General features: G+C 71.8%; 17 protein-coding genes. 11 read left to right on the top strand and 6 right to left on the bottom strand.

The window, feature by feature from the left end:
* Positions 1-433: 433 nt before the first annotated feature.
* Together H9I38_RS08645 and H9I38_RS08640 are read right to left on the bottom strand one after the other, a co-directional pair.
* Positions 434-1,267, bottom strand: coding sequence for a hypothetical protein (locus H9I38_RS08645; RefSeq protein WP_226338406.1), 834 nt, complete (start codon positions 1,265-1,267; stop codon positions 434-436).
* 124 nt (positions 1,268-1,391) lie between these two features.
* A complete protein-coding gene (locus H9I38_RS08640) occupies positions 1,392-2,726 on the bottom strand; it encodes a DUF445 domain-containing protein (RefSeq protein ID WP_226338404.1) in 1,335 nt (444 codons plus the stop codon).
* Between the two features lie 92 nt (positions 2,727-2,818).
* On the opposite strand from H9I38_RS08640, the gene H9I38_RS08635 reads away from it, so the two are divergent.
* The 4 genes from H9I38_RS08635 to H9I38_RS08620 all read left to right on the top strand — a co-directional run bounded on the left by H9I38_RS08635 (position 2,819) and on the right by H9I38_RS08620 (position 6,766).
* A complete protein-coding gene (locus H9I38_RS08635) occupies positions 2,819-3,709 on the top strand; it encodes a glycerophosphodiester phosphodiesterase (RefSeq protein ID WP_226338403.1) in 891 nt (296 codons plus the stop codon).
* Positions 3,710-3,798: 89 nt separating this feature from the next.
* Positions 3,799-5,739, top strand: a complete 1,941-nt coding sequence (locus H9I38_RS08630; protein WP_226338401.1) for a glycoside hydrolase family 15 protein — start codon at positions 3,799-3,801, stop codon at positions 5,737-5,739.
* A complete protein-coding gene (locus H9I38_RS08625; protein WP_226338400.1) occupies positions 5,739-6,458 on the top strand; it encodes an AzlC family ABC transporter permease in 720 nt (239 codons plus the stop codon). The genes H9I38_RS08630 and H9I38_RS08625 overlap by 1 nt, the downstream gene beginning before the upstream one ends.
* On the top strand, positions 6,455-6,766 hold the full coding sequence (locus H9I38_RS08620; protein ID WP_226338399.1) for an AzlD domain-containing protein: 312 nt from the start codon (positions 6,455-6,457) through the stop codon (positions 6,764-6,766). Before H9I38_RS08625 ends, H9I38_RS08620 begins: the two co-directional genes overlap by 4 nt.
* Here the strand turns inward: H9I38_RS08620 and H9I38_RS08615 are convergent.
* A complete protein-coding gene (locus H9I38_RS08615; RefSeq protein ID WP_226338397.1) occupies positions 6,763-8,370 on the bottom strand; it encodes a DUF998 domain-containing protein in 1,608 nt (535 codons plus the stop codon). The two genes, H9I38_RS08620 and H9I38_RS08615, sit on opposite strands and share 4 nt — an antisense overlap.
* Positions 8,371-8,546: 176 nt before the next feature.
* On the opposite strand from H9I38_RS08615, the gene H9I38_RS08610 reads away from it, so the two are divergent.
* From H9I38_RS08610 to H9I38_RS08595, 4 genes are read left to right on the top strand one after another with little or no spacing between them, the layout of a single operon-like run.
* Positions 8,547-10,079, top strand: coding sequence for an APC family permease (locus H9I38_RS08610; RefSeq protein WP_226338395.1), 1,533 nt, complete (start codon positions 8,547-8,549; stop codon positions 10,077-10,079).
* Between the two features lie 44 nt (positions 10,080-10,123).
* Positions 10,124-11,245 (top strand): AFG1/ZapE family ATPase, encoded by a 1,122-nt coding sequence (gene zapE, locus H9I38_RS08605; protein WP_226338394.1) that lies wholly within the window; start codon positions 10,124-10,126, stop codon positions 11,243-11,245.
* 42 nt (positions 11,246-11,287) lie between these two features.
* Positions 11,288-12,007 carry a GNAT family N-acetyltransferase gene (locus H9I38_RS08600; protein ID WP_226338392.1) on the top strand — a complete coding sequence of 240 codons (720 nt, stop codon included), beginning with the start codon at positions 11,288-11,290 and terminating at the stop codon, positions 12,005-12,007.
* A 12-nt stretch (positions 12,008-12,019) separates the two neighbouring features.
* Positions 12,020-12,406, top strand: a complete 387-nt coding sequence (locus H9I38_RS08595; protein WP_226338388.1) for a DUF488 domain-containing protein — start codon at positions 12,020-12,022, stop codon at positions 12,404-12,406.
* Positions 12,407-12,526: 120 nt separating this feature from the next.
* Here the strand turns inward: H9I38_RS08595 and H9I38_RS08590 are convergent, their stop codons facing one another.
* Both H9I38_RS08590 and hutG read right to left on the bottom strand, forming a co-directional pair.
* Positions 12,527-14,056, bottom strand: coding sequence for an amino acid permease (locus H9I38_RS08590; protein WP_226338387.1), 1,530 nt, complete (start codon positions 14,054-14,056; stop codon positions 12,527-12,529).
* A 93-nt stretch (positions 14,057-14,149) separates the two neighbouring features.
* Positions 14,150-15,154: a formimidoylglutamase gene (hutG, locus tag H9I38_RS08585; RefSeq protein WP_226338385.1), complete on the bottom strand. Its 1,005-nt coding sequence runs from the start codon at positions 15,152-15,154 to the stop codon at positions 14,150-14,152.
* A gap of 124 nt (positions 15,155-15,278) precedes the next feature.
* Here hutG and H9I38_RS08580 point away from each other — a divergent pair, with 124 nt between their 5' ends.
* Positions 15,279-16,064, top strand: coding sequence for an IclR family transcriptional regulator (locus H9I38_RS08580; protein ID WP_226338384.1), 786 nt, complete (start codon positions 15,279-15,281; stop codon positions 16,062-16,064).
* 91 nt (positions 16,065-16,155) lie between these two features.
* On the opposite strand, the gene H9I38_RS08575 is transcribed toward H9I38_RS08580, so the two are convergent.
* Positions 16,156-16,368 (bottom strand): hypothetical protein, encoded by a 213-nt coding sequence (locus H9I38_RS08575; protein ID WP_226338383.1) that lies wholly within the window; start codon positions 16,366-16,368, stop codon positions 16,156-16,158.
* A 171-nt stretch (positions 16,369-16,539) separates the two neighbouring features.
* On the opposite strand from H9I38_RS08575, the gene H9I38_RS08570 reads away from it, so the two are divergent.
* Both H9I38_RS08570 and hutU read left to right on the top strand, forming a co-directional pair.
* Positions 16,540-16,677 carry a hypothetical protein gene (locus tag H9I38_RS08570; RefSeq protein ID WP_226338382.1) on the top strand — a complete coding sequence of 46 codons (138 nt, stop codon included), beginning with the start codon at positions 16,540-16,542 and terminating at the stop codon, positions 16,675-16,677.
* Between the two features lie 215 nt (positions 16,678-16,892).
* Complete coding sequence (gene hutU / locus H9I38_RS08565; protein WP_226338381.1) at positions 16,893-18,590, top strand: urocanate hydratase; 1,698 nt, start codon at positions 16,893-16,895, stop codon at positions 18,588-18,590.
* The last annotated feature ends 92 nt before the right edge of the window (positions 18,591-18,682 follow it).

The following is an 18,682-nucleotide window of genomic DNA, read 5'->3' as shown; positions in this document are numbered from 1 at the left end:
CGTTTACACCCGTTTTCGAGCGGGTTTTTGAGCGGAAACGGGTGTGGTTGGGCTGGCTGAGCAGAAGCCGGTGCGGCGGTTCTCGGCTTGGGTGTGGGAGGCCGGCGTCAGGTCTCACCGCGGTGGGTACAGCGAGCCAGTGCGGCCGTGTCCGAGTTGGGTTCACACCCGTTTTCGCCATTGCACCGTGTTTGGGGCGTTTACACCCGTTTTCGAGCGGGTTTTTGAGCGGAAACGGGTGTGGTTGGGCTGAGGTGTGCGGAAACGGGTGTGGTTGGGCTGAGGTGTGCGAAAGCGGGTGTGGTTGGCACCGGGCGAGCAGAAACGGGTGCGGCTGGACGCGAGAGAGGGCATAGACGAGGGCCGGCCCCGAGTGAGCGCACTCGGAACCGGCCCTGCATCTGATTCAGCCGCCTCGGGGCGGGGAGAGAGGCTACCGGTGGGCGTCGGGGCCCGTGAGGGTGGCGTTGTCGGTGCCGTCGCCCTCGCCGGAGCCGCTCTGCTTGGCGCGCTCGATCTCGGCCGCGTCCGGGGCGAGCTCGCCCGGGATGGTGGTCGGCGCGGGGCCGAACGCCTCGCGGGCCGCCCGGACCACGGACTTGCCCATCATGTGGTTGCCTGCGCCGCCGATCGCCGCGCCCACGCCGAACGGCACGAGTCGTCCCGCGAAGCCGGCGCCCTGGCGGGTGAGGAAGCGCGTGATGAAGCGGCGCTTCAGGGTGCTCATGATCTGCCCGGAGATGCCGGACTGGCCGGACTGGCCGAGGAGCTTGCCCCAGTGCTCCTGCGGTCCCCTGCCGCGGCCGGTGGCCTGGGCGCCGAGCATCGCGAGCATGTTGCTCGAGTCCTCGCCGAGCATGACGGCCATGACGAGAGCCTTGGCCCGCTCCGGGTCCCGCAGCTGGACGCCGTGGATCTCGGCCACGGCCTGGGCGTAGACGGCCGAGGCCTCGAGGAAGCCCACGGTGGCCGCGGCGGAGAAGCCGAGGGCCGCGGCCGTGCCGATGCCCGGGACGAAGGCGGTGGCGCCGACCGCCGCGCCGCCCACCGTCACGGTGCGCATGTAGATGTCCTCAAGCCGCTTGAGCGTCTGCTCGGGCGTCTCGTTCGGCCGCTTGGCCCGCAGCTCCCGCACCTTCTTGACCACGAACGGGCGCTGGATCTCGATGGCCTTCTCGATGACGCGCTGGAGGTTCTCCTTGGGCTGCCCGTTCTCGTCGATGACGGAGTTGCGGGCCCAGTCCTTGGGGTTCAGGGAGAAGTTCACGGGGGATGCTCCTTTTCGCTTGAGTCACGATCGTGTCAGCAGCGGAGCCGTTGCGCGCGGCTCCTGGTTTCGCCTTCACCCTAGTGCGTTCGCCCGGGGAACCCCACACACTCCCAGGGAGTCTTCAGGCCCCCGTCAGCGCGTGCGCGGCCGTGTAGACGAGCAGTCCCGCCAGGGCGCCGACCACCGTGCCGTTGATGCGGATGAACTGCAGGTCCCGGCCCACGTGGAGCTCGATCTTCCCGCTCGCCTCGCGGGCGTCCCACGCGCGCACCGTGTCCGAGACGATGCTCGCGATCTCGAACCGGTAGGCCCCCACCGCGTAGGCGGCGGTCCCGGCCGCGCTGGACTCGACGCGGGAGGCGAGGGACTCGTCGTCGCGCAGGCGCTCCCCGAGGGTGGCGACGGCGTCCGTCGCCGCCCTCCGCAGGTCCGAGCCCGGGTCTTCCGCCGCGTCCACGAGGAACCGCTTGACCGTGGCCCAGCCGTTGGCGGCGAGTTCGCGCACCAGGGGGTCGCTGATGGCGCTGCGCTTGAGGGCCTCGAAGGAGGCCTGGACCTCGGGGTCCCGCTGGAGGTCGCGGCCGAGGGTGCGGAGGTAGTCGTCGAGCGCGCGGCGCACGTGGTGGTCCGGGTCCGTCCGCACGGCCTCGAGGAAGCCGACCAGCTCCGCGTGCACCCGGTCCGAGACGAGCAGGTTGACCACGCCCGGCACCCACGCGGGCGCCCGCTCGCCCACGAGCCGCTCGACGACGTGCGGGCTCCGCGCCGTGAACTGCGCGGCCCGGGTCACGACGACGTCGACGAGCGCCCGGTGGTGCCCCGCGTCCACGACCCGCTCGAGGAGGCCGCCGACCGTCGGAGACCACGCCGGCTCCACCATGTGCCTCTGGGCGAGGCGGGCGATGAGGGCGTGGACGTCGTCGTCGTCGAGGAGGTCGAGCCCGGCGCGCACGCCGGGGGAGAGGCGCGCGACGACGTCCTCCGCGTGCTCGGGCTGCGCGAGCCACGCTCCGAGCCGCGGGGCGAAGCGGGAGCCCTCGACCTTGGCGCGGACGATGTCCGGGTGGAGGAAGTTCTCCCCGATGAACTCGGAGAGGCTCTCGCCGATGGAGTCCTTGCGGCGCTCGATGAGCGCGGTGTGCGGGATGGGCAGGCCGAGCGGGCGCCGGAAGAGCGCGGTCACCGCGAACCAGTCCGCGAGGCCGCCCACGAGCGCGCCCTCGGAGGCCGCCCGCACGTAGGCGAGCCCCGGGTGCTCGCCCTGGAGGGCGAAGGAGACCCCGAAGACCACGGCGGCGACGGCGAGCAGGGCGAGGGCCGCGGCCTGCATGCGGCGCAGGGCGGAGCGGCGGGCGGCGTCGGAGAGCGCGTCGCCGCGCGGGCCGCCTGCCGAGGGGGCGCCGTCGGAGGCAGCGGGGTCAGAGGGGCGGGAGCGGGTGACCGGGGAGGAGGGCACGGCGTCCTTCGTCGTCGAGGCTTCACATCGAGTTCACCGGCCGGGCGGGGCGCGTTCCGCCGGCGGCGGCCCCCGGCCCGTACGGTGGTCCCGTGAAGACGGGATTCGAGATGCAACGAGGATACCGCCCCCAGATCTTCGCCCACCGGGGAGCGAGCGCGCAGTACCCCGAGCACACGCGGGCCGCGTACCTCCAGGCGCTCGCGGACGGGGCCGACGGCGTCGAGTGCGACGTCCACCTCACCCGGGACGAGCAGGTGGTCCTCCTCCACGACCCCACGCTTGAGCGGACCTCGAACGGCGCGGGCGCCGTCTCCGCCTTCACGCTCGAGGAGCTGCGGAGGCTCGACTTCGCGAGCTGGAAGGGCGCGGACATCCCGCCGGAGTACGGCCGGCTCGAGGAGCAGCTGCTCACCCTGGACGAGCTCCTCGACCTCCTCGCGGACGCGGGCAGGCCCGTGCGCCTGGCGCTCGAGCTGAAGCACCCGAGCCCGTTCGGGCTCCGGCTCGAGGAGCGGGTTCTCGAGCTGCTCATGCGCCGGGGCTGGGACCCGGAGTCCAGCGTGCTCGGCAGCGTCTCGGTGGGGTTCATGAGCTTCGACCCGGATGCCGTGGACTACCTCGCCGCCACGGTGGGCGAGGAGCACCTCTGCATGCTCATGGACCGGGGCGATCCGGAGAGCCTCGGGAGCCTCGGCGACTACAGCCCGCTCGCGTGCCACGCGGTGGCCCGGATCGTCCGCCGAGCGGCCGCGCAGGGGGAGAAGCTCATCACACAGCGCCGCGCGGGCGTGGCGGGGCCGGGGGTGGACTGGGTCCTCGCCCACGAGCACACGGTGGCGCGGTGGATTGCGGAGGGCGTGACGCTTAGAGTATGGACGGTGGACGAGCCGGGCCATGTGGAGCTCATGAGGCACCTCGGCGTCCAGCAGATCACCACGAACCGGCCGGCGGACGTGCGCCGCCAGCTCCTCGGGGTCTGATCGCTGGACCGGGCTCAGTCCGCACGCCCCCTCGCAGACACCGCCGTCTGCTCTCGAACCCCTCCCTGATTGTGTGCTGAGCTGTATCTATGTCGACTCCCATTGAGGACTACGCCCTTCTCTCCGACCAGCAGACGGGCGCGCTCGTCTCGCGCTACGGCTCGATCGACTGGCTGTGCTTCCCCCGCTTCGACTGCCCCTCGGTCTTCGCGTCCCTCCTCGGCACCGAGGACAACGGGCGCTGGGCCCTCTCGCCGTCGGACGCGTCCGCGGAGGTCGTGGAGTGGGCGTACATCCCCGGGACCTTCGTGGCGCAGACGCGCTGGAAGACGAACGACGGCGAGGCGCTCGTCACCGACTTCATGCCCGTGGGGGACGGGCGGCCCTCGCTCGTGCGCCGCGTGGAGGGGCTCTCCGGCCGCGTCGAGATGACCCAGGACATCCGGCTGCGCTTCGGCTACGGCCGGATCATCCCGTGGGTCTCCCGCGCCACGATGTCGGACGCCTATGACGCGGACGAGGCCGCGGAGGCCGCCGGCAGCGCCGTCCGCTCCGCCGCCTGGTACATGGCCCACCACCACTCCACGAGCCCGGAGAACGAGGTCATCCTGGCCATCGCCGGCCCGGACGCGCTCATCCTGCGCGGGGACGCCCTCCCGACGGCCGACGGCGACCGCCACTTCGGCACGTTCACCGTGACCGAGGGGGAGAAGAAGGACCTCGAGCTCGTCTGGTTCCCGTCTCACGACCCGGTTCCGGCGCCCGTGGACCTCAACGAGGCGCTCGACTCGACGATCGGCTACTGGAAGCAGTGGATCTCCCGCGCCCGCGTGGAGGGGGACTACGGCCGGTTCGTCCGCCGCTCCCTGCTCACCCTGCGCGCCCTGACCCACGAGCGCACGGGCGGCATCGTCGCGGCCCTGACCACGAGCCTGCCGGAGGAGTTCGGCGGCGGCCGCAACTGGGACTACCGCTACTGCTGGCTCCGGGACGCGGCGCTGACCCTCGAGGCCATGATGAAGCACGGCTACGAGGAGGAGGCCATGGCCTGGCGCCAGTGGCTCCTGCGCGCCGTGGCCGGGGACCCCGAGGACCTCCAGATCATGTACGGCATCGGCGGCGAGCGGAACCTCCCGGAGACCGAGCTGGACTTCCTCTCCGGGTACGAGGACTCCAAGCCGGTGCGCGTGGGCAACGGGGCCGTGGGCCAGTACCAGGCGGACGTCGTCGGCGAGGTGCTCGTGGTCCTCGAGAAGCTCCGCGAGATGGGCGTGGAGGAGGACGCGTTCTCCTGGCCGCTGCAGCTCGCCCTGCTCAACTTCGCCGAGAAGCACCTCGACGATCCTGACCACGGCATCTGGGAGATGCGCGGCGAGAAGAAGCACTTCACGCACTCGCGCGTCATGCAGTGGGCGGCGTTCGACCGCGGCGTGCGGGCCGTCCGGGAGCACGGCCTCCCCGGGGACGCGGACCGCTGGGAGCGCCTGCGGGACGGCCTGGCGGAGGAGATCTGGGCCAAGGGCTTCAACCGGGAGCTCAACTCCTTCACCCAGACCTACGAGTCCACGGAGGTGGACGCCTCCCTCCTCGTCATCGCGCAGGTGGGCTTCGTGGCCTACGACTCCCCGGAGATGCTCGGCACGGTGGCCCGCCTCGAGAAGGACCTCGTGGACGAGGACGGCCTCATCCTGCGCTACCGCACGGAGTCGGGTCTGGACGGCCTGGAGCCCGGCGAGCACCCGTTCCTCGCCTGCTGCTTCTGGCTCGTGGAGCAGTACGCCTACTCGGGCCGCGTGGAGGAGGCCAAGACGCTCATGGACAAGCTCTGCGGCTACGCGAACGACATGAAGCTCATGGCCGAGGAGTACGCCACGGACCGCCAGCGCATGGCCGGCAACTTCCCGCAGGCGTTCAGCCACCTCGGCCTCGTGCGGGCCGCGGACGCCCTCGTGGACGTGGGCGCCACGACCCTCACCAAGCCCGAGCCCAGGCCGGACTCCGAGGCCCGGCCCGCGGACGACGCCGACTGATGCCCGCCGTCCCCTGGACGCGGACGCAGGCGTTCAAGACCGGGGCCACGATCGCGGTGGCCACGGGCCTCTACGCCATCTCGTTCGGGGCCCTCTCCGTCACGGCGGGGCTGAGCCTCGCCCAGACGGCGGTCCTCAGCGTCGTCCTCTTCTCGGGAGGCTCGCAGTTCGCGTTCATCGGAGTCATCGCCGGCGGCGGCGCGGGCGCGTCCGCCTTCGGCGCCTCGGCGCTCCTCGGCCTGCGCAACGCGGTCTACGGGATGCAGATGAACGCCCTCGTGGGCCCCAAGGGCTGGCGGCGCTTCCTCGCCGCGCACCTCACCATCGACGAGTCCGCCGCCACCGCCGCGGCCCAGCCCACCCCGCGCGAGCGGAGCATCGGCTTCTGGGTGGCCGGGGGCGGCGTCTGGATCTTCTGGAACGCGCTGACGATCCTCGGAGCCCTCTTGGGCTCCCGCCTCGGCGATCCCTCGGCGTGGGGGCTCGACGGCGCCGCGTGCGCCGCCTTCCTCGGCCTGCTCTGGCCGAGGCTGAAGCAGCGGGACGCGGCCGCCGTCGCCGCCGTCGCGGCCCTGGCCACCGCCGTGGCCGTGCCGCTCGCCCCTCCGGGCATCCCCATCATCATCGCGGCCGCCGTGGCCGCGGGCGTGGGAGCGTGGAAGACGCGCGGCGCCTCCGCGGAGAGGCTGAGCGCAGAGGACCAGGAGGCCGGACGATGAGCATGTGGGGCTGGGTCCTCCTCGCCGGAGCGGTGTCCTTCGGCACCAAGCTGCTCCGTTACCTCGTGCCGGAGCGGCTCCTCCAGAACGAGCGCGTCCTGGCCGTCAGCCAGTACATGACCGCGGGGCTGCTCGCGGCGCTCGTCGTCACCAACACGTTCGCCACCGGCCAGAGGCTCGTGCTGGACGCCCGCGTGGCGGCCCTCGGCGCGGCCGCGATCGCGCTCGTGCTGCGGGCGCCGTTCCTCGTCGTCGTCATCGTGGGGGCGCTCGCCGCCGCCGGCGCGCGGCTGCTCGGCATGCCCTAGCGCGCCGAGGCTCCCTCGGGGGCGCCCGCAGCGGCACCTCGCCCGGTCCCGTTCGCGGCTCCGCTCGCCGGATCGTCCGCCGCCCGGAGGACTCGCCGGACGATCTCGGCCACCTGGGCCGGGTGCTCCTTCTGCACGATGTGCCCCGACGGGCGGATGACCCGCAGCCGCGTCCTCGGGGCGCCCGTGGACTGGAGGAGCCGGACGTAGTCCCGCTGCCAGCGCGCCCAGAGGCCGAAGAACGGCAGGCCCCGCAGCGCCACGACCACCTCAACCGGCACGTCCGGCATGGGGCGCTCGCCGCGCACGCGCGTGGCCTCCTCGATGTACCAGGGGTAGGCGGCGTTCTCCACGTCCACGTTGGTGAAGCGGTCCGGGTCTCCCGTCACCGCGGAGACCGCCCGCGTCAGCGGCCGCCGGAGCCAGGCGCGGCGCACCGAGCGCGCGACGGCGTGCCTCTCGGTCCCCTTGCTGCGCCCGCCCGAGGGCGGGATGCTCGCGTCGAGGAAGACGAGGCCCGCCACCCGCTCCGGGTAGAGGCGGGCGAACGTCTCGATGACGGGGCCGGCCATCGAATGGCCCACGAGCAGGGCGCGCTCCACCCGGCCGCCGTCGGGCGCAGCCGTCTCCAGGGCGTCGAGGAGGGCCTCCGCGTCCGCACAGGAGCCGGGGAAGTCGCCGTCGGGCCGGGACGGGGCGCCGTCCATCCCCGGGCGCGGCCAGGGGATGAGGTGCTGGTCCTCGAGGCGCCAGCGGACGTCGTCGAAGGTGTCCAGGGGGACGCCGAGGCCCGGGTGGATGACCACTGAGGGCGGGCCGGCCGCCGCGCGGGGAGGCGGAGCGCTGAGGTCCCCGGGCGCGAGCGAGACGGCGAGCGCGAGGACCGTGAAGACGAGGCTGAGGCGCTGGACGATCCCGAGCGGCATCGGCGAGGAGGCGTAGTCCGGGAAGACCGGCGGCCCGAGGAGGATGCTCACGCCGAGCGTCAGGGCGGCGCCGGCCGAGAGGAGCACGGTGGCGAGGGTGCGGGCGCGGATCTGCCGCATCCGGCGCCGGGGCAGCGAGGGCATGGCGCGGGCGATCCGGCACGCGAGGACTCCTGCCGCGATCTGACCGAGGAAGACGAGGGTGAGCCCCACGCCGACGAGGGTCGAGGTGACGATGTGGGCCTCGTGGTGCCAGGGGAGACCCCCGGCCGTCTCTGCCGCCAGGCACGCGGTGTCCTGGGTCCGGGGGCAGGCGAAGGTCCAGAGCGCGTCCAGGACGGTGCTCGCGCCGAAGAGGAGGAGTCCGAAGAGCACGGCCGTCCGCAGGCGGGCCAGCCAGCGCACCTGAGCGCCGTCCCGGGCCGCCTTGGGGACTCCGACCACCCGGAAGGGGCGCCGCACGTGGGGCGCCGCCGCGAGGAGCACGAGCAGGCCCGCGGCCGCGTCTCCCGTGCGGAAGAGCCAGCGGTGCTGCTGCCCCGAGGCGGAGAGCTCGGAGACATAGCTCGTGAAGGGGTCCAGGTAGCCCATGCGGGGGCCGCCGAGAGCCACCGCCCACGTGCAGTAGAGCGCCATGGCGACGAGCAGGACGCGCCACGTTCCTCGGGTCAGATGCATGGGTCTCATGCTGTCACGCCGTGCTGGGGGAACGCCGTGGTGGAAGGGGTGTCCAGCATGTAAGATAACGGGAACTCTGTGAAGCGTGTCTCAGCCCTTCAGGATATTTTTGAAGACTGGCTCGCGCCCGCGGGCAAGCCGGCGCCCCCGCGCCGCTCCACCACAAGGATGACTTCATGAAACTCATGCGCACCAAGTCCGTCGAGGACTCGCTGGCGAACGCGGACGAGCCGGGCCGCCGCCTCAAGCGCTCTCTCAACGCCTGGGACCTCACCATCATGGGCGTGGCCGTCGCCGTCGGCGCCGGCATCTTCACCGTCGGCGCCCGCACCGCGGCCCTGACCTCCGGCCCCGCCGTCACCATCTCGTTCGTGCTCGCGGCCATCACGTGCGCCTTCGCGATCATGTGCTACGCCGAGTTCGCCACCGCCATGCCCGTCGCGGGCTCCGCCTACGTGTTCACGTACGCGACGGTCGGCGAGATCTTCGCGTGGATCATCGGCTGGAACCTCATCCTCGAGCTGTTCACGGCGGCCGCCGTCGTCGCGAAGTTCTGGGGCATCTACCTCTCCGTGGTCCTCAAGGGCTTCGGCCTGGACGTCCCGCCCACCTTCGAGATGGGCCCGCTCGAGTTCACGTGGGGGCCGTTCCTCATCGTGGCGCTCTTCACCGTCCTGCTCGTCATGGGCACCAAGCTCTCGGCGCGCGTGGGCAACGTCTTCACGATCATCAAGATCGCCGTGGTGCTGTTCGTCATCGTCGTGGGCCTCTTCTACTTCAAGGGCTCGAACCTCTCGCCGTTCGTCCCGCCGGCGCAGCCGCCGGCCTCGGCTGACGGCGCGGCGCTCCAGCAGCCGTTCGTCTCCTTCATCACCGGCCAGGCTCCGGCCACCTACGGCTTCGCGGGCATCATCGCGGGCGCGGCCATCGTGTTCTTCGCGTTCATCGGCTTCGACGTCGTCGCCACGAGCGCCGAGGAGGTCAAGGACCCGGCCAAGACGCTGCCGCGCGGCATCTTCGGCGGCCTCATCGTCACCACGGTCCTCTACCTGGGCGTCTCGTTCGCCGTGACCGGCATGGTGCCGTACACCGAGATGGCCAAGCAGAAGGAGATCAGCCTGGCCACCGCGTTCTCGCTCGTCCACGCTGACTGGGCCGCGCAGATCATCGCCATCGGCTCCCTCGTGGGCCTCACCACGGTCATCATGGTCCTCCTGCTCGGCTTCGCCCGCGTGGTCATGGCCATGAGCCGCGACGGCCTCCTGCCGCGCTCGCTCTCCGTGACGAGCGAGACCCGTGCCACCCCGGCGCGCGTGCAGATCATCTGCGGCGTCATCGTGGCGCTCGTGGCCGGCTTCACCCAGGTGGACCGCCTCGAGGAGCTCATCAACATCGGCACGCTCTCCGCGTTCATCATGGTCTCGCTCGGCGTGCTCATCCTGCGCCGCCGCCGCCCGGACCTCAAGGCCGCGTACCGCGTGCCCGGCGGCCCCGTCATCCCGGTGGTCTCCGCGCTGCTGTGCTTCTACCTGATGCTCAACCTCAAGGTGGAGTCCTGGGTGTTCTTCGCGGGCTGGCTCGTCATCGGCTTCCTCATCTACTTCGCCTACGGCATGCGCAACTCCGTGCTTGCCAAGGGCAAGGAGGCCTCCGGCGTCCGTCCGTCCGAGGGCGGGGCGCACTCGGCGGCCCGTCCGGAGGGGCTCTGACCGACCCGGCAGACGCACTGCCTCCGCGGCGCTAGACTCGCCGCATGACCAGCCGCCCGCCTCGCACGGACCTCGAGTCCGCTGTGAGGCGGGCGGCTCTGTCTGAGGGCTTCCGCCTGGACCCCGGGCAGGAGGCCGCGCTGCGGCGCCTTGCGGAGCTAGCCCCCGAGCACCCGGGCGTCTACCTCTACGGCCCCGCCGGGCGCGGGAAGACCTGGCTCGCGGACGCCTTCTTCGAGGCCTCCCCGCTCGAGCCGAAGCGCCGCACCCACCTCACTTCGTTCATGCGCCAGCTCAACGAGCGCATCCACGCCCGCCGCTCCGAGGGGGAGAAGGACGCCGTGGCGGCTGCCATCGGGGACCTGGTCTCCGGGCTGCGGCTCCTGCTCATCGACGAGATCCACGTCTACGACGCCGGCAGCGCCACCCTCCTTACCGCCGTCCTGCGCCGCCTCGCGGACTCGGACACCGCGCTCGTGGCCACGAGCAACGACGTCCCCGAGAACCTCCTCCCCGATCCCGTCTGGCACGAGCTCTTCCTGCCCGGGATCGCCCTCATCCGCGAGGAGTTCGAGACCCTCGAGGTGGACTCCGGGACGGACTACCGCGATGCCATCGGCGGGGAGGACGACGGTGGCCGCGGCCCGTCCCCGTCATCCCGGCCCGGCCGGGGCTTCCGCGCCGGGACGTGGAGCGTGACCGCACGGGAGAGCCGGGCGGACGTCGGCGCCGCGGCCGGGCTTCCCGGCAGCGAGCGGCTCGTGGGCGGTGCGGACCGGGTCGAGTCCGGATCCCGGAGCTTTCCGGCGGAGCGGGTGGTCCTCGGAGAGACCCGCGAGGAGTCCGAGCTGGAGATGACGTTCGCGCAGCTGTGCGACGAGCTGACCGCCACCGTGGACTTCGAGCGCTGGGCAGACCGGTTCGGACACTGGACCGTCACCGGCGTGCCGGCCTTCGAGGGCCCGGCGCAGGGCGGCGAGCTCTCGGCGCGCATGCGGTTCACGGCTGCGGTGGACCTCCTCGTGGACATGGACGTGCGGCTGGACGTGACGAGTGTGGTCTCCCGGGACGAGTTCGTCCGGGGAGCCCTGGAGAGCGTCTCGGCGGCCAAGGTGCCGGCGATGCGGAGGTTCGCCTCCCGGCTCAAGATGCTGAGGGCGCTCTGAGGATTCAGGCTGCGGTGAGGGTCGGCCCTTACCGTCGTCGTCATGAGCCGAAGACCCAGTGAAGCCAGACGAAAGGGCCAGCCCGAGGCGGGGGAGCTCGCGGACCTGACGATCCGGGCCGAGCGGCCCGAGGACGAGCCGAGGGTGCGCGCGGTGGCCGCCGAGGCCTTCGAGTCAGCGGAGCGGTCCGCGCCGCCCGTGGACGCCACCGGCGAGCCGGGGGAGGTGCGGCTGGTCGAGTGGCTGCGGGAGAGCGACGCCGTGGACCCGGACCTCAGCCTCGTGGCGGACGCGGACGGGGAGGTGCTCGGCCACGTGATGCTGAGCCGCGGAGACCTGGAGAGCGATGAAGCCCCTGCCGCGGGCACCGGCAGCACGTCTGCGCAGGAGCCGGGAGCGGGGGATGACCCCGTGGCGGCCCTGGGGCTCGGGCCGGTCAGCGTGCGCCCGGACGTCCAGGGGAGGGGCGTCGGCTCTGCGCTGGTGAGCGAGGCGCTCGTGCGGGCCAGCGGGTTCGGATACGACGTCGTCTGCGTGCTCGGGGACGCGACCTGGTACCGGCGCTTCGGGTTCCTCCCGGCCGCGGAGCTGGGGATCGGGAGCCCGGATCCGGCGTGGGGCTCAGCGTTCCAGGCCGTGCGCCTCGGCGACACCCCGGAGGAGGGCTGGCCGCGCCTGGGCGTCTTCCGCTACGCCGAGCCGTTTGCGAGACTCGAAGCGGCCGCCGCCCGTGAGACGCACGGGACGGCGCGCCCGCGATGAAGGAGGTGCCGCATGTCCGGTGCTGGGAAGAGGAACGCGTTTGAGGTCGCCCGGGTCTATGACGAGACGGGAAGCGCGAAGCGGGTCCTGACGGATCGCGTGTGGCCGAGGGGCGTGAAGAAGGAGGACGCCGAGCTTGACCTCTGGGCCAAGGCCCTGGCGCCCTCGACGGAGCTCCGGAAGTGGTTCCAGCACGAGGAGCGCAAGTGGGAGGACTTCCAGAAGCGCTACCGCTCCGAGCTGGACGAGGCGGCCGAGACCGAGGACGGCTCGGAGGCCCTGGAGGAGATCCGCTCGCTCGCGGAGAAGGGGGACGTGGCCCTGTTGACCGCCACGAAGGACCGGGAGCACTGCCACCCGATCGTGCTCAAGGCGTGGCTGGAGGAGCAGCTCGGCTGAGCCCCATGGAAGCGGCCGCCCCGTCCCCACACGGCGAAGGCCCCGCAGTCTCCCTCCGTCCGGGAGGGGCTGCGGGGCCTTTCCGCGTCTGCTCGGCGTCAGCTCAGCCGAGGCGTCCGATCAGCGCGCGCGGCGGGGAGCGGGGCGCTCGGCCCCGGACTCCGCGTCCCCGCGGCGGCGGGCGTCGGCTGCGGCAGCGCCGTCGTCGTGCGGAACGCCGTCCTTGTCCACGGTGTGGCGGGGCTGAAGGTCGATCCGCTCGCGGCCCTTGCCGCGGACGAAGGCGAAGTAGCAGACCGTGAGGACGGCCAGGGCGCCGACGCCCACGTAGAAGGCCACGCGGCCGGACTCGTTGAGCGCGAGGATGACCATGACGAACACCATGAACGCCATCGAGAGCAGGTTGAGCACCGGGAAGAGCGGCATCCGGAAGGCCGTGGACGGGGCGCCCGCCGCGTCGATCTCGCGGCGCATCCTCCAATGGGCCACGAGGATCATGAGCCAGACGAACACAGTGGAGAACGTGGCGATGGCCGCCACGAAGAAGAACAGCGTGTCCGGGATGAGCAGGAACATGAACATGCCGAACAGGGCCACGACGAACATCATGAGCACCGGGATGATCGGAATGTTGTTGCCCTTGGACAGGCGCAGGCAGGCCTTCGGCGCGTGGCCCTGCTCGGCCAGGCCGTACATGGTGCGCGAGCACGCGTAGAAGATCGCGTTCATCGCGGACAGCGCGGCCGTGAGGACCACGAAGTTCATGATGTGCTGCGCCGCCGGCACGTTGAGCGCGGCGAACACCTCCACGAACGGGGAGGACTTCCCGGTCACCTTGTTCCACGGGAAGATGCACATGATGACGGCGAGCGCGCCCACGTAGAAGAGCAGGATGCGCCACGGCACGGAGTTGACGGCGCTCGCCATCGACTTCTCCGGGGTGCCCGCCTCGCCGGCGGTCATGCCGAGAGTCTCGATGCCGCCGAAGGAGAAGACGACGACGCCGAGGCTCATGATGATGCCCCACACGCCGAAGGGCGCGAACCCGTCGTGCTTCCAGAGGTTGGCGATATCCGGCGTGGTCCCGCCCACGTTGAAGCCGCCCACGATGAGCACGAGGCCGCCCGCGATGAGCGCCAGGATGGCCACGATCTTGATGAGCGAGAACCAGAACTCGAGCTCGCCGAACACCTGCACGCGCAGGAGGTTGAGGCCGCCGATGACGGCGATGGCCGCCGCCATCCAGACCCAGCCCGGGACGTCCGGGGCCCAGAGCCCCATGTACTTGGCCACGGCGGTCATGTCCGCGATGGCCACCATGCAGAGCTCGATCCAGAAGATCCAGCCGACGAGGAAGCCCGCGAGCGGGCCGAGGAAGCGGTTGGCGTACTGCGCCACGGACCCGGCCACGGGGTAGCGGACCGCCATCTCGCCGAGGGCGCGCATGACGATGAACACCATGAAGCCCGAGACGAGGTAGGAGAGGATGACGGCGGGTCCCGCGGCCTGGATGGTCTCGGCCGAGCCGTAGAAGAGGCCCGTGCCGATCGCCGTGCCCAGGGCGATGAACCGCACGTGGCGGGTGCTGAGGTTGCGCGAGAGCTCCGCTGAGGACTCAGCGGCCGGCGCAGGGTGAGCGGCAGTGCTCATGGGTTCTCCCAATACGTGCGTAGGGAGGACCGCTGCCGCTGGCGGCAGGGTCCGCGAGTGGAATGCGTCAGTCGCTGAGGCCCAGCGACGACGTTAGGTGCCGGACACAGCCCGAACGACGTCGTTGATGAGACGTGCGGCACATTTAGCTGTTCGGGAGTCTACGTCATAGACGGGGTTCAGCTCGACGACGTCGAAGCCCGCGAGCTTGCCCGAGCGCGCCGCTTCCAGCATGACGGCGCGGATGACGTCCACCCCGACCCCGTAGGCCGCGGGCGCGCTGACGCCGGGAGCCGTGGACGCCGGGAGGACGTCCAGGTCCAGGGTCATGTAGAGGGAGTCCACGGAGTCCAGGACCCCGCGCGCGAACTTCACGGCGGTCTCCCGGGTGCACTCCTCGTCCAGCAGCCAGCGGGCTCCGTGCTCCCGGGCGGTCTCGAAGCCGACGGCGGTGTTGTTCGGCTCGCTGATGCCCACGATCCCGTAGCGGAACGCCTCGTCCTCGGACTCGAGGAGCTCGGCGATCTGGAGGAACGGCGTCCCGGACGTGGGGCGCTCCTCCCGGCGGAGGTCGAAGTGCTGGTCCAGGTTGAGGATGCCGAGCGTGCGCCTGCCGGAGCGGCCCTCGGCGTCGTCGCGCGCCCTCAGGCCCTCGCGGATGCCCCGGAAGGTGCCCCAGGCGGTCTCGTGGCCGCCGCCGAGGACGCAGGGGACGGCGCCCCGGGCCACCGAGTCGGCGACGGCGGCGCTCAGGCGGTCTTGGCCCGGCTCGAGCCCTGCGTCGTCCTCCACGACGACGTCCCCGAAGTCCGTGACCTCGAGCGGCTCGTGGACGGCGAGGGAGGAGAGGCCCTTGCGGAGCTCCCCAGGCCCGCTCGCGGCGCCCACGCGGCCCTTGTTGCGGGCCACCCCGGCGTCGCTCGCGAAGCCGATGAGGTCTACCGCGCGCTTGGGGCGGCCGGACCCGTCCGCCTCGGGGCGGGCGTCCCGGGAGAGGTCGTCCAGCGTCCGAGCCTGAACTGTGGAGTGCCAGCGGGCGTGCTCCGGGCCGGGGCCGTCGGTGCGGCCGGTCCATTCGGGGCGGGAGTTCTCAGTCAACGGTCCTCCTGAAGCGCTGCGGCGGTGGTGCGGACACCCTCGATCGTAGTCACCGCGCGGCGGCGGATGAAGCGGGCTCCTTCAGCGCGGCCCGACTCGGGTCCTCGCCGCCTACAGTGGAGGAATGGCCACTCAGGAACCGGCGCCCAAGCCGCAGGGCAAGTCCCCCGCCGCGGAGCGGGTGCTGGACATCCTCAGCTTCGTGGCCGGCCGGCGCGCTCCCGTGGGAGCCCAGACGGTGGCGGCCGCGCTCGGCATTCCGCGCTCCACGGCCTATCAGCTGCTCGACGCCCTCGTCTCCCGCGGCTACCTCGCCCATTTCCCCGAGGAGCGCACGTTCGGGCTGGGCCTCTCCTCCTTCGAGCTCTCGAGCGCGTACGCCCGCCACGAGCCGCTGGCCCGGGCGGCGCGGCCTCTGCTGGAGCGGGTGGTCGACGTCGTCGGCGAGTCCGGCCATGTGGCCGTCCTCCGCGGCGCGGACGTGGTCTATGTGGCGGAGGAGCGCGCCAAGAACCGGCCCTCGCTCATCACGGACGTGGGTGTCCGGCTGCCCGCGCACCTCACCGCGTCGGGCCGCTCGATGCTCGGCTGCCTTCCGAGCCCGCAGATCCGCGCGCTGTATCCCAACTCCTCCGCGTTCGAGCCGCGCGTCTCCGGCGCCGGGCCCGAGAGCCTCAAGGCCCTGCGCGAGCAGCTCGCGGAGGACGCCGAGCGCGGCTTCGCCGTGGAGCAGGGCGAGGTCACGGAGGACTTCGCGTCTGTGGCGGTCGCGGCCCGCGACCGGGTGGGGATGCCCATGGCCTCCTTCACCCTGACGTTCCTGGCGCACCGACACGACGACGACGCCCGCCGCGGCATCGCCGAGCGCCTGCAGGAGGCGGCAGCCGAGCTCGAGCGGCGTCTGCGCTAAAGGGGCCTCTGCGCCCGGCTGGCCGCCGTGGTGGCGGCGGCCGTGATGGCGGGAGGGCCGCTCGGCCGGCCGCCGTCTTGGCGGCGGGCGGTCAGGCGATCCGGTCCCGATTGCGGTCCCGGTTGCGGCGGCGCTCGCACCGCTCGTCCGAGCGCTTGGCGAGCAGTCCCACGGCCACCCAGGCGATGGCGACGACGGCGGCGCCGACCGCGACGAACGCCTGCGTGTCCCGGAAGACCGGGACGAGCACGCCGTAGAGGATGCTGATGACGAGGGCGATGAAGATGAGGTGTCTGCGTTCCATGGTTCCCATCCTTGTGCTCGGCGGGCGGGCGCGCCCATGCGGTTTGTCATGAGTTGTCCACATCGAGATCCGGAAGCGCTCGCGGGACAAACGATTGTGCCAATATATCGCCATGGATGACTCTGTTTTCACATCTGCATCAGTCCTCAGCGGCGCTTCGAGGTCCGGTTCATGGCGGACGAGCCCGTGGACCCGGAGGTCAAGGAGCGTGCGGCCAGGGTCGTGACCGCCCTGGCGGGTCGCGCCCTCGCCAACGCTGAATCGAGGATCACCGTGGAGGCGTCCGTCATCGGCGGGGAGCAGCCGTAGCGCCTTCCCTCTGGGGTGCGGTTCTGCCGCGGTCCTGCCCGTCATGGCGGGGAACGCGGAGGGGGTGTCCGGGATGTCGGACACCTCCTCCGGTCGGCTTCTCCCCGAGCGCTGTGTTCTCCGCGACACTGGGGTGTGATGCGGGACGCGTCGTCGTCGTTCCGAGACGGCACCCCTGGCCGCCCGCCGCAGAGACCCGAGTGAAGGAGTGCGCCATGACGCAGAACCCGAAGAAGAGCGGACCCCGCCCGGTCAAGGCCGACCGCGGCACGGAGATCAGCGCCAAGTCCTGGCAGACCGAGGCGCCGCTGCGCATGCTCATGAACAACCTCGATCCGGAGGTGGCGGAGCGTCCCGATGACCTCGTGGTCTACGGCGGCACGGGCCGCGCTGCCCGCAGCTGGGAGGCGTTCGACGCGATCACGGCCTCGCTCAAGGACCTGGAGAAGGACGAGACGCTGCTCGTGCAGTCGGGCAAGCCCGTGGGCATCCTCCGGACGCACGAGTGGGCGCCGCGCGTGCTCATCGCCAACTCGAACCTCGTGGGGGACTGGGCCACCTGGCCGGAGTTCCGCCGCCTCGAGGCCGAGGGCCTCATGATGTACGGCCAGATGACGGCCGGATCGTGGATCTACATCGCCACGCAGGGCATCCTCCAGGGCACGTTCGAGACGTTCGCGGCCGTGGCCAAGAAGCGCTTCAACGGCACGCTCGCCGGCACCATCACGCTCACCGGCGGCTGCGGCGGCATGGGCGGCGCGCAGCCGCTCGCCGTCACGCTCAACGACGGCGTCTGCATCATCGTGGACGTGGACCGCTCGCGCCTCGAGCGCCGCGTGGGCAAGCGGTACCTGGACACCGTGGCCCAGGATCTCGACGACGCCGTGAAGCAGGCCAACGAGGCCAAGAAGGCACGGAAGCCGCTGTCCATCGGCGTGGTGGGCAACGCCGCCGAGGTCTTCCCGGAGCTGCTCGAGCGCCACAAGAAGGGCGAGATCGAGATCGACGTCGTGACCGACCAGACCTCGGCGCACGACCCGCTCTCCTACCTGCCGACCGAGTACACCGTGGAGGAGTGGCAGCAGGAGGCCGCGGCGGACGAGACCGGCTTCACCAAGAAGTCGCAGAACGCGATGGCCCGCCACGTCCAGGCGATGGTGGAGTTCCAGGACGCGGGCGCCGAGGTGTTCGACTACGGCAACTCGATCCGCGACGAGGCCCGCCACGCCGGCTACGAGCGCGCGTTCGAGTTCCCGGGCTTCGTCCCCGCGTACATCCGCCCGCTCTTCTGCGAGGGCCTCGGCCCGTTCCGCTGGGTGGCGCTCTCGGGCGACCCGGAGGACATCAAGGTCACGGACGAGGCCATCAAGGAGCTCTTCCCGGAGAACGAGCACCTGCACCGCTGGATCGACGCCGCCGGCGAGTTCGTCGAGTTCGAGGGACTCCCGGCGCGCATCTGCTGGCTCGGCTACGGCGAGCGGGCCAAGGCGGGCAAGCTCTTCAACGACCTCGTGCGCGAGGGCAAGGTCAAGGCGCCGATCGTCATCGGCCGCGACCACCTCGACTCGGGCTCCGTGGCCTCGCCGTACCGCGAGACGGAGGCCATGAAGGATGGCTCGGACGCCATCGCCGACTGGCCGCTCCTCAACGCCCTCGTCAACACGTCCTCGGGCGCCACGTGGGTCTCTATCCACCACGGCGGCGGCGTCGGCATCGGCCGCTCCATCCACGCGGGCCAGGTGGGCGTCGCGGACGGCACCGACCTCGCCGAGGAGAAGCTGACCCGCCTCCTCACGAACGACCCGGCCATGGGCGTCATCCGCCACGTCGACGCCGGCTACGAGCGCGCCTCGGATGTGGCCCAGGAGCGCGGCGTCCGCGTTCCGATGCAGGAGTTCGGCGGCCAGGGCTAGCCCCGGCTGCGGCACCGGTGCTGGGCGTCGGCCCCGGTGCCGGCTCCGGGTGTCGGCCCCCAGGTTCTCCCCGTCAACACGGCCTCGCGGCC

Origin of the sequence: Arthrobacter sp. UM1 (assembly GCF_020483305.1) — a bacterium.
In the GTDB taxonomy this organism is placed as follows: domain Bacteria; phylum Actinomycetota; class Actinomycetes; order Actinomycetales; family Micrococcaceae; genus Falsarthrobacter.
Note: the sequence above shows the minus strand (reverse complement) of the source record. Positions and strands in the feature narration are given on the sequence as shown.